The 13,185-nt window shown below is 60.3% G+C and carries 13 protein-coding genes; 11 read left to right on the forward strand and 2 right to left on the reverse strand.

Annotated elements, in window-relative coordinates:
• Positions 1-75: 75 nt before the first annotated feature.
• Positions 76-1,107 carry a small ribosomal subunit biogenesis GTPase RsgA gene (gene rsgA / locus LRO94_RS03375; RefSeq protein ID WP_095186071.1) on the reverse strand — a complete coding sequence of 344 codons (1,032 nt, stop codon included), beginning with the start codon at positions 1,105-1,107 and terminating at the stop codon, positions 76-78.
• Positions 1,108-1,215: 108 nt separating this feature from the next.
• On the opposite strand from rsgA, the gene orn reads away from it, so the two are divergent.
• Positions 1,216-1,758 (forward strand): oligoribonuclease, encoded by a 543-nt coding sequence (gene orn, locus LRO94_RS03380; RefSeq protein ID WP_024073074.1) that lies wholly within the window; start codon positions 1,216-1,218, stop codon positions 1,756-1,758.
• A 182-nt stretch (positions 1,759-1,940) separates the two neighbouring features.
• Positions 1,941-2,558: a trimeric intracellular cation channel family protein gene (locus LRO94_RS03385; protein WP_172681530.1), complete on the forward strand. Its 618-nt coding sequence runs from the start codon at positions 1,941-1,943 to the stop codon at positions 2,556-2,558.
• Here the strand turns inward: LRO94_RS03385 and queG are convergent.
• On the reverse strand, positions 2,555-3,619 hold the full coding sequence (gene queG / locus LRO94_RS03390) for a tRNA epoxyqueuosine(34) reductase QueG (protein WP_032890472.1): 1,065 nt from the start codon (positions 3,617-3,619) through the stop codon (positions 2,555-2,557). The genes LRO94_RS03385 and queG overlap by 4 nt on opposite strands.
• A 63-nt stretch (positions 3,620-3,682) precedes the next feature.
• Between queG and LRO94_RS03395 the strand changes: the two genes are divergently transcribed.
• The 9 genes from LRO94_RS03395 (at position 3,683) to hflC (ending at position 13,129) form a co-directional block, all read left to right on the forward strand.
• Positions 3,683-4,543 (forward strand): NAD(P)H-hydrate dehydratase, encoded by an 861-nt coding sequence (locus LRO94_RS03395; protein WP_179179595.1) that lies wholly within the window; start codon positions 3,683-3,685, stop codon positions 4,541-4,543.
• Positions 4,531-5,001 carry a tRNA (adenosine(37)-N6)-threonylcarbamoyltransferase complex ATPase subunit type 1 TsaE gene (gene tsaE / locus LRO94_RS03400; protein WP_095186069.1) on the forward strand — a complete coding sequence of 157 codons (471 nt, stop codon included), beginning with the start codon at positions 4,531-4,533 and terminating at the stop codon, positions 4,999-5,001. The genes LRO94_RS03395 and tsaE overlap by 13 nt, the downstream gene beginning before the upstream one ends.
• A gap of 15 nt (positions 5,002-5,016) precedes the next feature.
• A complete protein-coding gene (locus tag LRO94_RS03405; protein WP_032890478.1) occupies positions 5,017-6,438 on the forward strand; it encodes an N-acetylmuramoyl-L-alanine amidase in 1,422 nt (473 codons plus the stop codon).
• Positions 6,438-8,351 carry a DNA mismatch repair endonuclease MutL gene (gene mutL / locus LRO94_RS03410; protein ID WP_032890480.1) on the forward strand — a complete coding sequence of 638 codons (1,914 nt, stop codon included), beginning with the start codon at positions 6,438-6,440 and terminating at the stop codon, positions 8,349-8,351. Before LRO94_RS03405 ends, mutL begins: the two co-directional genes overlap by 1 nt.
• Positions 8,351-9,322, forward strand: coding sequence for a tRNA (adenosine(37)-N6)-dimethylallyltransferase MiaA (gene miaA / locus LRO94_RS03415; protein WP_032890482.1), 972 nt, complete (start codon positions 8,351-8,353; stop codon positions 9,320-9,322). Before mutL ends, miaA begins: the two co-directional genes overlap by 1 nt.
• A 94-nt stretch (positions 9,323-9,416) precedes the next feature.
• Positions 9,417-9,677 (forward strand): RNA chaperone Hfq, encoded by a 261-nt coding sequence (gene hfq, locus LRO94_RS03420; RefSeq protein ID WP_003188059.1) that lies wholly within the window; start codon positions 9,417-9,419, stop codon positions 9,675-9,677.
• Between the two features lie 12 nt (positions 9,678-9,689).
• On the forward strand, positions 9,690-10,991 hold the full coding sequence (hflX, locus tag LRO94_RS03425; RefSeq protein WP_032890483.1) for a ribosome rescue GTPase HflX: 1,302 nt from the start codon (positions 9,690-9,692) through the stop codon (positions 10,989-10,991).
• Between the two features lie 96 nt (positions 10,992-11,087).
• A complete protein-coding gene (gene hflK / locus LRO94_RS03430; protein WP_032890485.1) occupies positions 11,088-12,263 on the forward strand; it encodes an FtsH protease activity modulator HflK in 1,176 nt (391 codons plus the stop codon).
• Positions 12,263-13,129 carry a protease modulator HflC gene (gene hflC / locus LRO94_RS03435; RefSeq protein ID WP_010213607.1) on the forward strand — a complete coding sequence of 289 codons (867 nt, stop codon included), beginning with the start codon at positions 12,263-12,265 and terminating at the stop codon, positions 13,127-13,129. The genes hflK and hflC overlap by 1 nt, the downstream gene beginning before the upstream one ends.
• The last annotated feature ends 56 nt before the right edge of the window (positions 13,130-13,185 follow it).

Consider the following 13,185-nt stretch of genomic DNA (forward strand, 5'->3'; position numbering starts at 1 on the left):
TTGCGGTTGTGATGAGCGGGGCAAGCCCGCTCATCACCAAAAGCCCGCTCACCCGCAACGCGGCGGGCGGGCGGTTTAGTAACTGCTCTCGGGCAAGCTCGCAATAATCGACCGATAGCTGTTCATCCGCTGCTGCTGCACACGGCCATCGTCCAGGGCCTTGAGCAACGCACAGCCCGGCTCGCGGTCGTGTTTGCAGTCGCGGAAGCGGCACGTACCGATCAGGTCGTTGAACTCGATAAAGCCGGCTTCCACATCGCTGCGGCTGACGTGGCCGAGGCCGAATTCGCGAATGCCTGGGGAGTCGATTAGCTCACCGCCGCCGGGGAAGTGGAACAATCGCGCGGTGGTGGTCGTATGAGTGCCCTGGCCGGACAGTTCCGACAGCGGGCCTACACGGGTGTCGACTTCCGGCAGCAGGCTGTTGACCAGCGATGACTTGCCAACGCCCGACTGGCCGACAAACACACTGATGCGTCCGTCCAACTGCTGTTGCAGCTGTTCCATGCCGTTGCCATGGTGAGCCGAGACTTCCAGCACTGGGTAACCCAAGGTGCGGTAGACCGCCAGCAACGCGTTGAGCGCTGGGGCGTTCTGTTCGTCGATCAGGTCGAATTTGTTCAGCAGCAACAGCGGGCGAATACCCGCATGCTCAGCCGCCACCAAATAGCGGTCGATTAGGTTGGCATGGGGCTCGGGCAACGGTGCGAACACGATCACGATCATGTCGACGTTGGCCGCTACCGGCTTGAGTTGGCCGCGGCTGTCAGGACGACGCAGTTCGGTGGTGCGCGGCAGTTGGGCGACGATCACGCCGATGCCCTGGTTGCCGGCGCGCCACACCACCTTGTCGCCGGTGACCAGTGCAGGCAGGTTGGCGCGCAAGTGGCAGCGGGATACTTGGCCTGCGAGTTCGCCTTCCAGCGCCTCGACTTCGACCTGCACACCAAAGTGCGCGATCACCAGGCCCGTTTGCTCGGGGCCCAGGTCGCCGCCCTCGAGCGCTTCCACGGCGGAGGATTCACGTTTGGCGGCGCGTGCGGCGCGCTCACCTTGAATCTTTTCGATGCGCCAGTTTTGGCGACGGTTGAGCTGGCGTTTGGCCATTGGTGTTCCGTGTCGATAATGCAAAGGTTGGGTGAAACGGTCGCGAGTCTAGCACGGCCCCGCCTGCTAAACTGCGCAGCTACGCCAAGGTGCCAAGAGAATCAAGCCATGCAAAACCCACAGAACCTGATTTGGATCGATCTGGAAATGACCGGTCTGAACCCTGACACCGACGTCATCATCGAGATGGCGACCATTGTCACCGACAGCAACCTCAACACCTTGGCCGAAGGTCCGGTGATCGCCATCCACCACAGCGACGCCGTGCTCGCCACCATGGACGAGTGGAACACCCGTACCCATGGCAACTCCGGTCTGACTCAGCGTGTACGCGACAGCCGAATCAGCATGGCCGAAGCCGAAGCCGAAACCATTGCCTTTCTGGAGCAGTGGGTGCCCAAGGGCAAATCGCCGATCTGCGGCAACAGCATCTGCCAGGACCGCCGCTTCCTTTATACCCACATGAAGGCGCTGGAAAGCTACTTCCACTACCGCAACCTGGATGTTTCCACGCTCAAGGAACTGGCCGCGCGCTGGGCGCCGGAAGTCAAAGACAGCTTCCATAAAGGCAGCACCCATCTGGCGCTGGACGATATTCGCGAGTCGATCGCCGAGCTGCAGCATTACCGCAAGCATTTCATCAAGGCTTGAAATGGGGGCGGCTGACCGGGCGCCATCGCAGACAAGCCAGCTCCCACAGTTGAATGTATTCCCAGGTCCAAATGTGGGAGGGGGGCTTGCCCCCGATGCAGGCAACTCGTTTTATCGCCAAGCGCCCCCTTTTGGTGCCATCAGCAAATGATTAGACTGCCGGCCTCTTTGCAAGGATCGCCATCATGCTGCTGATGCTCTACCTCATCGCCATCACCGCCGAAGCCATGACCGGTGCCTTGTCGGCTGGTCGGCGCGGCATGGACTGGTTTGGTGTGGTGCTGATCGCTTGCGTAACGGCGCTGGGCGGCGGCTCGGTGCGCGATGTGCTGTTGGGGCATTATCCGCTGACGTGGGTCAAGCATCCGGAATACCTGGTGCTGACCTCGGTGGCGGCGCTGGTGACGATCTTTATCGCGCCGCTGATGCGTCACCTGCGCTCGCTGTTTCTAGCGCTGGACGCCGTAGGCCTGGTGGCCTTCACGCTGATCGGCTGCATGACTGCACTGGAAATGGGCCACGGCATGCTGGTGGCCTCGGTCAGCGGGGTGATCACCGGCGTCTTCGGCGGCATTCTGCGGGATATCTTCTGCAACGACATTCCGCTGATCTTTCGCCGTGAGCTGTACGCCAGCGTGTCATTCCTGGCCGCCTGGTTCTACTTGCTCTGTCTGTATCTGGAATTGCCCAGCGAGCAAGCAATTCTGCTGACCCTGTTCAGCGGCTTTCTATTGCGCCTGCTGGCGATCCGTTTTCACTGGGAAATGCCCAAGTTCGTCTACAACGACGACGTGCACTAGCGCGTAGCGTGTTGGTTCAGCGCCCATTCCACATGTTCGCGCACCAACTCCGACGGGTAATCCCGGCGTGCCTTCAAGGCTTCCAGCACCGGAATGCTTGACGGCGCATTGCCTAGGCCCACCGCGAGGTTGCGCAGCCAGCGCTCGTAGCCCGCGCGGCGCAGGGGTGAACCTTCGGTGCTGCTGAGGAATTTATCCTCATCCCACATAAACAGTTCGGCCAGTTCTGCGTTATCCAGGTTATGCCGTGGCTTGAAATCGCCCTCGGCGGTGGATCGAGCGAAACGATTCCACGGACAAACGATCTGACAGTCATCACAACCGAACACCCGATTGCCGATCAATGGGCGCAGGTCTTCAGGGATCGCGTTCTTCAGTTCAATGGTCAGGTAGGAAATGCAGCGCCGGGCGTCCAGCACATAGGGACCGACGAAGGCATTGGTTGGGCAGATATCCAGGCAGGCGGTGCAGCGGCCACAGTGTTCGGTGCTGTGTGGCTCATCGACCGGCAGCGGCAAATCGACGAACAGTTCGCTGAGGAAGAAATAACTGCCGGCCTTGCGGTTGAGTACCAGGGTGTTTTTACCGATCCAGCCCAGGCCGGCTTTTTCGGCGATGGCTTTTTCCAGTACGGGGGCGCTGTCGACGAACGCACGAAAGCCAAATGGGCCGATCTGTGCCTGAATGCGGTCGGCCAGTTGCTGTACGCGTTTGCGGATCAGCTTGTGGTAGTCGCGGCCCAGGGCGTAGCGCGAGATGTAGGCTTTTTCCGGCTGGGCCAGCAGTTGCGCCATTTGTGTGTCGCCAGGCAGGTAGTCCATGCGCAGCGACACCACGCGCAACGTGCCGGGCACGAGCTCGTCGGGATGGGAGCGCTTGCTGCCATGGGCGCCCATGTAGTCCATCTCGCCGTGGTAACCCGCGTCTAGCCAACGTTGCAGGTGCTGTTCATGCTCGGCCAGGTCCAGGCCGCTGATGCCGACTTGTTGAAAGCCCAGTTCGCGGCCCCAGTCTTTGATCGATTGGGCGAGGGCGGGCAGATCGGAGGTAATAGCGGGCATGAGACACGGGAAACCACAGGTTAGATGCGTATAATTCTGCCAGACATCGGAGCTTGAAGACGCATGCCGCAGACAAAACACGAAATAACCGACGTTCAGTCCTTGTTGCCCGGCCATTTGCCGCAACTGGCTGCGCGTTCCCCGGACGCCCATAAAGGCCAGTTCGGCCATTTGTTGGTCATTGGTGGCGACCGCGGCTTTGGCGGCGCTGCGCTGTTGAGCGCGGAAAGTGCCTTGCGCAGCGGCGCCGGCATGGTGTCCCTGGCCACTCGCCTTGAACACGTGCCTGCCGCGTTGGCCCGCGTGCCTGAGGTCATGACCGTGGGCGTGAGTTCGGCGAACCAGCTTATGGGCTTGCTGGAAAAAATCTCGGTAATCGTTATTGGTCCGGGGTTAGGTGAGGCGTCCTGGGGTAAAAGCCTGCTATCGGTTGCCGCCAACGCGCTGCTGCCGCAGGTGTGGGACGCAGACGCGCTGAATCAGCTGGCTACCGGCAATGTGAGTCTTCCGAGCGGTAGCGTGATTACGCCGCATCCGGGCGAGGCTGCGCGCTTATTGGGCATTTCTACAGCCGAGGTTCAGGCCGATCGCCTTAAGGTGGCGCGCGCGTTGAGCCAGAAATTCAGTGCAGTGGCTATCCTCAAGGGTGCTGGCAGTTTGATTGCCTGCCCCGATGGACGTGTTTCCCGTTGTGATCAGGGGCATCCTGCGATGGCCACAGCGGGCCTTGGCGATGTACTGGCCGGGCTGGTGGGCGCGTTAATGGCCCAAGGCATGCCTGCTTATGAAGCGAGCTGCCTGGCTGTGTGGTTGCACGCTACGGCGGGGGACCGCCAGGGCAGCCTGGGTCGCGGCTTGGCGGCCAGCGACCTGATACCGGCCATTCGTCAATTGTTGGAGGAGCAATCGCCGTGCCTGAAGTAATCCTTTTCCTGGCCAATGAAGACGCCATGGTCGCGTTCGGTCATCGTATTGCACAGGTCACGGGCGCAGCCGGGCTCATCTTTCTCGAAGGTGACCTGGGGGCGGGCAAGACGACGTTGTCCCGAGGCATCATTCGCGGTTTGGGGCACGCAGGGGCGGTGAAAAGCCCAACGTTCACTTTGGTCGAGCCCTATGAGATCGGTGCGTTGCGTGCTTTCCACTTCGACCTCTATCGTTTGGTCGATCCCGAAGAGCTGGAGTACATGGGCATCCGTGATTACTTTGACGAAGACGCACTGTGCCTGATCGAGTGGCCAGATAAAGGCACAGGCTTTTTGCCAAAGCCGGACCTGACCATTACCATTACGCCGCGTGAATCAGGACGTCAGCTGAAGTTGTTGCCCCAGAGTGCGCGCGCAGAGTCGTGGTGCGCCGCTTTGGCATTGGAATTCAAATAATTGGTGGGGTTAGGTATGCGCTTTCGCGCGTTGGTTGCTGTCGTAGGGGTGTTGCTTGCGGCAATGACTGTCAATGCTCTGGCTGCTTCACAGGTGAAAAGTGTTCGCCTGTGGCGAGCACCGGATAACACGCGACTGGTGTTCGACCTGTCTGGCCCGGTCCAGCACAGCGTCTTTACTCTCACGGCGCCTGATCGCCTGGTGATCGACATCAACGGTGCGACCCTGGCCGCGCCGCTCAAAGTGTCTACTGCCAACACCCCGATCACCGCCATGCGCTCGGCCCAGCGCACGCCCACCGATTTGCGCGTTGTCATCGATCTGAAAAAAGTCGTGACGCCGAAAAGCTTCTCTCTGGCGCCGAATGCCCAATATGGCAACCGACTGGTGGTCGACTTGTTCGACAACGCTGCCGATGCCGCACCGCCGCCTGCGCCTACCCCGAGCGTGGCAACGGTGCCTGCCGTGCCTGTCAGCCCGTCGCAACCCCAGGTCAAGTTGCCACCGCCGCCACCGGCCCCGGCTGGCAAACGCGACATTATCGTAGTGATCGATGCCGGCCATGGTGGTGAAGACCCGGGTGCTTCCGGCTCACGCGGCCAGCATGAAAAAGACGTGGTACTGGCTATCGCCCGTGAGTTGCAGCGTCAGATCAACGGTATGAAAGGCTATCGCGCCGAACTTACCCGTACCGGCGACTACTTCATTCCGCTGCGCGGCCGTACCGAAATCGCCCGTAAGAAAGGTGCCGACCTGTTTGTGTCGATTCACGCCGATGCTGCGCCGTCGTCCGCTGCGTTCGGTGCCTCGGTGTTTGCGTTGTCTGATCGCGGGGCCACGTCCGAGACTGCTCGTTGGCTGGCGGACAGCGAAAACCGTTCCGACTTGATCGGTGGTGCCGGCAACGTGTCCCTCGATGACAAGGACAAGATGCTCGCTGGCGTTCTGCTCGACCTGTCGATGACCGCTTCGCTGACTTCCAGCTTGAATGTCGGCCAGAAGGTCTTGAGCAACATCGGTCGCGTGACTTCGCTGCACAAGCAGCGTGTGGAACAGGCCGGGTTTATGGTGTTGAAGTCTCCGGACATCCCATCGATTCTGGTGGAAACCGGGTTCATCTCCAACGCCAACGAAGCCTCCAAGCTGGCCAGCGCCAGCCATCAGCAGGCGTTGGCGCGTTCCATCAGTGCCGGCGTGCGCCAGTTCTTCCAGCAGAACCCGCCGCCGGGCACTTACGTCGCTTGGCTGCGTGACTCCGGCAAGATCGCCCAAGGCCCGCGTGACCATCGCGTGCAGCCCGGCGATACCTTGGCGATGCTTGCGGTGCGTTTCCAAGTCTCGGCCGCGACGTTGCGCAGTGCCAACAACCTGAAGACCGATGAGTTGAAAGTCGGTCAGGTGTTGACCATCCCAGGCACAGAATTGGCGGCGCAGTAATGAGCGAATCTACCTTGAACAGCGGGTCGCGCATTGAGTTGCTCAGCCCACGCCTGGCTAACCAGATTGCAGCGGGTGAGGTTGTTGAGCGCCCTGCATCGGTGATCAAGGAGCTGCTGGAAAACAGCATCGACTCTGGTGCAAAGCGCATCGATGTCGATGTGGAGCAGGGCGGTGTCAAGTTGTTGCGGGTACGTGACGATGGCAGCGGCATCTCTTCCGATGACCTGCCCCTGGCCCTGGCCCGTCACGCCACCAGCAAAATCCGCGATCTGGAAGACCTTGAGCGGGTCATGAGCCTGGGCTTTCGCGGTGAGGCTTTGGCTTCGATCAGCTCCGTGGCCCGTCTGACCCTGACATCGCGCACCCGCGATGCCGAGCAGGCCTGGCAAGTGGAAACCGAAGGCCGCGACATGGCACCTCGGGTCCAGCCGGCCGCACACCCGGTGGGCACCTCGGTGGAAGTGCGCGACCTGTTCTTCAACACCCCGGCGCGGCGCAAATTCCTCAAGGCCGAGAAAACCGAATTCGATCACCTGCAAGAAGTCATCAAGCGCCTGGCCCTGGCCCGCTTCGACGTGGCCTTCCATCTGCGGCACAACGGGAAGACCATCCTCAGCCTGCACGAGGCTCATGACGACGCCGCGCGCGCTCGGCGAGTCTCTGCGATCTGCGGCGGCGGGTTCCTGGAGCAGGCGCTGCCGATCGAGATCGAGCGCAATGGCCTGCGTCTGTGGGGCTGGGTTGGCTTGCCGACCTTCTCCCGCAGCCAGGCGGACTTGCAGTATTTTTTCGTGAATGGCCGTGCGGTGCGCGACAAACTGGTGGCCCACGCGGTGCGTCAAGCGTATCGCGACGTGCTGTTCAACGGGCGTCATCCGACATTTGTGCTGTTTTTTGAGGTCGATCCCTCGGTCGTCGACGTCAACGTGCACCCGACCAAGCACGAAGTACGTTTCCGTGATGGGCGCATGGTGCATGACTTCCTCTATGGCACCTTGCACCGCGCGCTGGGCGATGTGCGCCCGGACGATCAACTGTCGGCTCCGATAGTGACCGCTGTGGTGCGTCCGAGCGGTCCCGAAGCGGGTGAGTTCGGCCCCCAGGGCGAAATGAGCCTGGCGGCCAACCTGCTGCAATCGCCGCAGTCGCAGCCTGCTTACACCGCACCGGGCTCTGGGGCTGGCGCGGGCTATCAATACCAATACACCCCGCGCCCGCAATCGACCGTGCCAGTGGCCGAGGCCCAGGCGGCCTACCGCGAATTCTTCGCGCCTCTGCCAGGCGCCGAGCCGGGCGCAGTCGCCTTGCCGGAGGGTGGCGGTGATATTCCTCCGCTGGGGTATGCGCTGGCGCAGCTCAAAGGCATCTATATCCTCGCGGAAAACGCTCATGGCCTGGTGCTGGTGGACATGCACGCCGCCCACGAGCGGATCATGTACGAACGCCTGAAAATCGCCATGGCCAGCGAAGGCCTCAGCGGTCAGCCGCTGCTGGTGCCGGAGTCTCTTTCCGTCAGTCAGCGTGAAGCCGATTGCGCCGAAGAGCACCACAGCGTGTTCCAGAAACTGGGCTTTGAACTGCAACGTCTGGGCCCGGAAACCCTGGCGATCCGCCAGATTCCCGCGCTGCTCAAGCAGGCCGAAGCCAACCGGCTGGTGGCCGACGTGCTGGCGGACCTGATGGAGTACGGCACCAGTGACCGTATTCAGGCACACATCAACGAATTGCTCGGCACCATGGCCTGCCACGGCGCCATCCGCGCTAACCGGCGCCTGGCCTTGCCGGAAATGAACGGCCTGTTGCGCGACATGGAAAACACCGAGCGCAGCGGGCAATGCAACCATGGCCGGCCGACCTGGACCCAGATGGGCCTGGACGATCTGGACAAACTGTTCTTGCGCGGCCGTTGATGAGTGCCCTGCCCCCCGCGATCTTCCTGATGGGCCCTACGGCCGCCGGTAAGACCGACCTGGCCATTGAGCTGACCAAGGTGTTGCCCTGCGAGCTTATTAGTGTCGACTCTGCCCTGGTTTACCGGGACATGGACATCGGCACGGCCAAGCCGTCTAAAGCGCAATTGGCTCAGCATCCGCACCGCCTGATCGACATCATTGACCCGGCCGAGAGCTATTCGGCCGCTGACTTTCGTACCGACGCCTTGGTCGCCATGGCCGAGATCACCGCGCGGGGCAATATTCCGCTGCTGGTGGGCGGCACGATGCTCTATTACAAAGCCTTGCAGGAAGGTCTGGCGGATATGCCGCCGGCCGACGCTCATGTGCGTGCGGAGCTCGAAGAAGAAGCTGCACGCTTCGGTTGGCAGGCTCTGCACGATCAGTTGGCTGCGGTTGATCCAGTCTCGGCCGCGCGCATTCACCCTAACGATCCCCAGCGTCTCAGTCGCGCCCTGGAAGTCTGGCGTGTCAGCGGCCAGACCATGACTGAACTGCGGCTTAAACAAAGTGCGCAAAGTGCTGACGCAGGCGCATCTGGACAGTCACAATTGCCCTATACTGTGGCGAATCTGGCCATCGCTCCGGCAAATCGCCAGGTGCTGCATGAACGAATTGCACAAAGATTCACAATTATGTTGGAACAGGGGTTTATCGACGAGGTCGTAGCACTGCGTTCCAGAGGTGACCTGCATCCAGGGTTGCCTTCGATACGTGCCGTAGGCTATCGCCAAGTCTGGGATCATCTGGATGGCAAGCTGACGTCAGCCGAAATGCAGGAGCGCGGAATCATTGCCACGCGCCAATTGGCGAAACGCCAGTTCACTTGGCTGCGCAGCTGGAGCGATTTGCACTGGTTGGACAGCCTGGACAGCGACAATCTGTCACGCGCCTTGAAATACTTGGGAACGGTCTCCATATTGAGCTGAGTCCTTGCAATTGCCGTCTATCCTTGGGGGTGTGACGGCCTTGAGCTATCTATTTTCCGATTTTTTATTATTGATCCTTAAAGGAGTGCGGCACATGTCAAAAGGGCATTCGCTACAAGACCCTTACTTGAATACTTTACGTAAAGAGAAAGTTGGGGTTTCCATCTATCTGGTCAACGGTATCAAGCTTCAAGGCACGATCGAGTCGTTCGACCAGTTCGTGATCCTGCTGAAAAACACCGTCAGCCAGATGGTTTACAAGCACGCTATCTCGACAGTCGTTCCAGTTCGTCCAATCCGTCTGCCTAGCGCAGCTGGTGACGAACAAGGTGACGCTGAGCCAGGTAACGCCTGATAGGAGTCTCCTTTGTTCTTTGAGCGCCACGGTGGTGGTGAGCGAGTAATCCTCGTTCACTTGGATGGACAGGACCCTGAGGCGCGCGAAGATCCGCAGGAGTTTCAGGAGTTGGCAAATTCGGCCGGCGCCGAGACCGTTGCGTTTTTTAACGTGCCGCGTCATCGGCCAACCGCCAAATTTCTGATTGGCAGCGGTAAGGTCGAGGAATTGCGCGACCTGGTCCACGCCGAAGAAGCCGATCTGGTGATCTTCAATCACACCCTCACGCCCAGTCAGGAACGTAACCTCGAACGTGTTTTCGAGTGTCGCGTGATCGACCGTACCGGCCTGATCCTCGATATTTTCGCCCAGCGCGCCCGTACCCATGAGGGCAAGCTCCAGGTAGAACTGGCCCAGCTTGACCACATGAGCACCCGGCTGGTTCGCGGCTGGACTCACCTTGAGCGTCAAGGTGGTGGTATAGGCATGCGCGGCCCGGGTGAAACCCAGCTCGAAACCGACCGACGCCTGTTACGGGTTCGCCTGCGTCAGATCAAGGGGCGCCTGGAAAAAGTGCGCAGCCAGCGCGAGCAATCGCGACGCGGGCGTTCCCGAGCGGATATCCCTACTGTGTCCCTGGTGGGCTATACCAACGCAGGCAAGTCCACGTTGTTCAACAACGTGACCAAATCCGACGTTTACGCAGCCGACCAACTCTTCGCCACCCTCGATCCGACCTTGCGCCGTTTGGACATTGACGACCTCGGCCCGATCGTCCTGGCTGACACGGTAGGTTTCATTCGTCACTTGCCCCACAAGCTGGTCGAGGCATTTCGGTCTACGCTCGAAGAGTCGAGCAATTCCGACCTGCTGTTGCACGTGATCGATGCGGCCGAACCGGATCGCATGTTGCAGATTGAGCAGGTGATGGTGGTGCTGGGCGAGATTGGTGCCCAGGACTTGCCGATCCTTGAGGTGTATAACAAACTCGATTTGCTTGAAGGCGTTGAGCCACAAATCCAGCGCGACGAGAACGGCAGGCCCCAACGGGTATGGCTGTCGGCGCGTGATGGCAGTGGTTTGGAGCTGCTTGAACAGGCCATTGCCGAATTGCTCGGCAGCGATTTGTTTGTCGGCACCTTGCGCTTGCCTCAGCGTTTTGCTCGACTGCGTGCACAGTTTTTCGAGCTGGGCGCGGTACAGAAAGAAGAACACGACGAAGAAGGTGTCAGCTTGCTGGCCGTTCGGTTGCCGCGCTCGGAGCTCAATCGGCTGGTCAGCCGTGAAGGTGTAGTCCCGACAGAGTTCATCGAACAACACACTTTGCAATAAAAGCCTCCGAAAGCGGTTGTGCCGCAGTAGCAGGCATTCTGTAGCATTGGTCGGCGCGCCGTGGGCGCGTCTTTGCTTTATCAGATGGAGAGCGCTATGGCTTGGAATGAGCCGGGTGGCAACTCGAATAATCAGGATCCTTGGGGTGGTAAGCGCCGCAATAATGGCGACCGCAAGGGGCCACCAGATCTCGACGAGGCCTTCCGAAAGCTGCAGGAAAGCCTGAATGGGTTGTTCGGTGGTGGAAAAAAACGTGGTGGTGACGACGGTGGTCGCACAAGCAAGGGCGGCGGCTATGGCCTGCTGGGCCTCGGTCTTGTCGTGCTGGCGTCCGTATGGCTGTACAGCGCAGTCTACGTCGTGGACGAGCAGGAGCAGGCCGTGGTGCTGCGCTTCGGCAAGTACTACGAAACGGTCGGGCCGGGTCTGAATATCTACTTCCCGCCGATCGACAAGAAGTACATGGAGAATGTCACGCGTGAGCGTGCCTACACCAAGCAGGGCCAGATGCTGACCGAAGACGAGAACATCGTCGAAGTGCCGCTGACCGTGCAGTACAAGATCAGCAACCTGCAGGACTTCGTGCTGAACGTTGATCAGCCGGAAATCAGCCTGCAGCACGCAACCGAAAGCGCCCTGCGCCACGTGGTGGGTTCCACTGCGATGGACCAGGTGCTGACCGAAGGTCGTGAATTGATGGCCAGCGAGATCAAGGAGCGCCTGCAACGGTTCCTTGATACCTATCGCACCGGCATCACTGTCACTCAGGTGAACGTACAGAGCGCAGCTGCACCGCGTGAAGTGCAGGAAGCCTTCGATGACGTGATCCGCGCCCGTGAAGACGAGCAGCGTTCGCGCAACCAGGCTGAAACCTATGCCAACGGCGTTGTGCCGGAAGCTCGTGGTCAGGCGCAGCGTATCCTTGAGGATGCCAACGGTTATCGTGACGAAGTGGTTTCCCGCGCCAAGGGTGAGGCGGATCGCTTTACCAAACTGGTCGCCGAATACCGCAAGGCACCTGAAGTCACTCGTGAGCGTCTGTACCTGGACACCATGCAGGAAGTCTTCAGCAACACCAGCAAGGTCCTCGTGACCGGCAGCAAGGGTGGGCAGAACAACCTGCTGTACCTGCCGTTGGACAAGATGATCGAAGGTGGCCGTAGCAGCACCAGCGCACCGGCCTCCGGCTCCAATGCCGCTGCCAACGAAGCGAGCGCCCGTGCCGCCGCTGACTTGCTGCAACAGCAATCACGTACCAGGGAGAGTCGTTGATGAGCAATAAATCGCTGACAGCCCTGATTGTGGGCGTCGTCGTGGTCATCGCTGCCTGGAACTGCTTCTACATCGTGGCTCAGACCGAGCGTGCGGTGCTGCTGCAATTCGGTCGCGTGGTTCAGGCGGATGTCCAGCCGGGCTTGCATGTGAAAGTGCCCTACGTCAACCAAGTGCGCAAGTTCGACGCCCGCCTGATGACCCTGGATGCACCGACACAACGCTTCCTGACCCTGGAAAAGAAAGCTGTGATGGTTGATGCCTACGCCAAGTGGCGCGTCAAGGATGCCGAGCGCTTCTACACTGCGACCTCCGGCCTTAAGCAGATTGCCGACGAGCGTTTGTCGCGCCGTCTGGAATCGGGCCTGCGTGACCAGTTTGGTAAGCGCACCCTGCACGAGGTGGTATCCGGTGAGCGTGACGCACTGATGGCTGACATCACGCGTTCGCTCAACACGATGGCGGAAAAAGAGCTGGGTATCGAAGTGGTCGATGTTCGGGTCAAGGCTATCGACCTGCCTAAGGAAGTGAATCGCAGCGTGTTCGAGCGAATGAGCACCGAGCGTGAGCGGGAGGCTCGTGAGCACCGCGCCAAGGGTAACGAGCTGGCTGAAGGTATCCGCGCGGATGCCGACCGTCAGCGTCGCGTACTGCTGGCAGAAGCCTATCGCGAGTCTGAAGAGGCCCGTGGTGATGGTGATGCTCAAGCTGCGGCGATCTACGCCAAGGCGTACGGCCAGGACCAGGAGTTCTACGCGTTCTACCGTAGCCTGCGCGCCTATCGTGAAAGCTTCGCAAACAAAACCGACGTCATGGTGCTGGACCCAAGCAGCGACTTTTTCCGCTACCTGGAAAAGTCCAAGTAGTCAGCCTGTGATTTTGTAGGGCGCACTCCGTCGGGCGGCTAAAATGCCTGGCGGGG

The organism is Pseudomonas sivasensis (genome assembly GCF_021391435.1).
GTDB lineage: Bacteria > Pseudomonadota > Gammaproteobacteria > Pseudomonadales > Pseudomonadaceae > Aquipseudomonas > Aquipseudomonas sivasensis.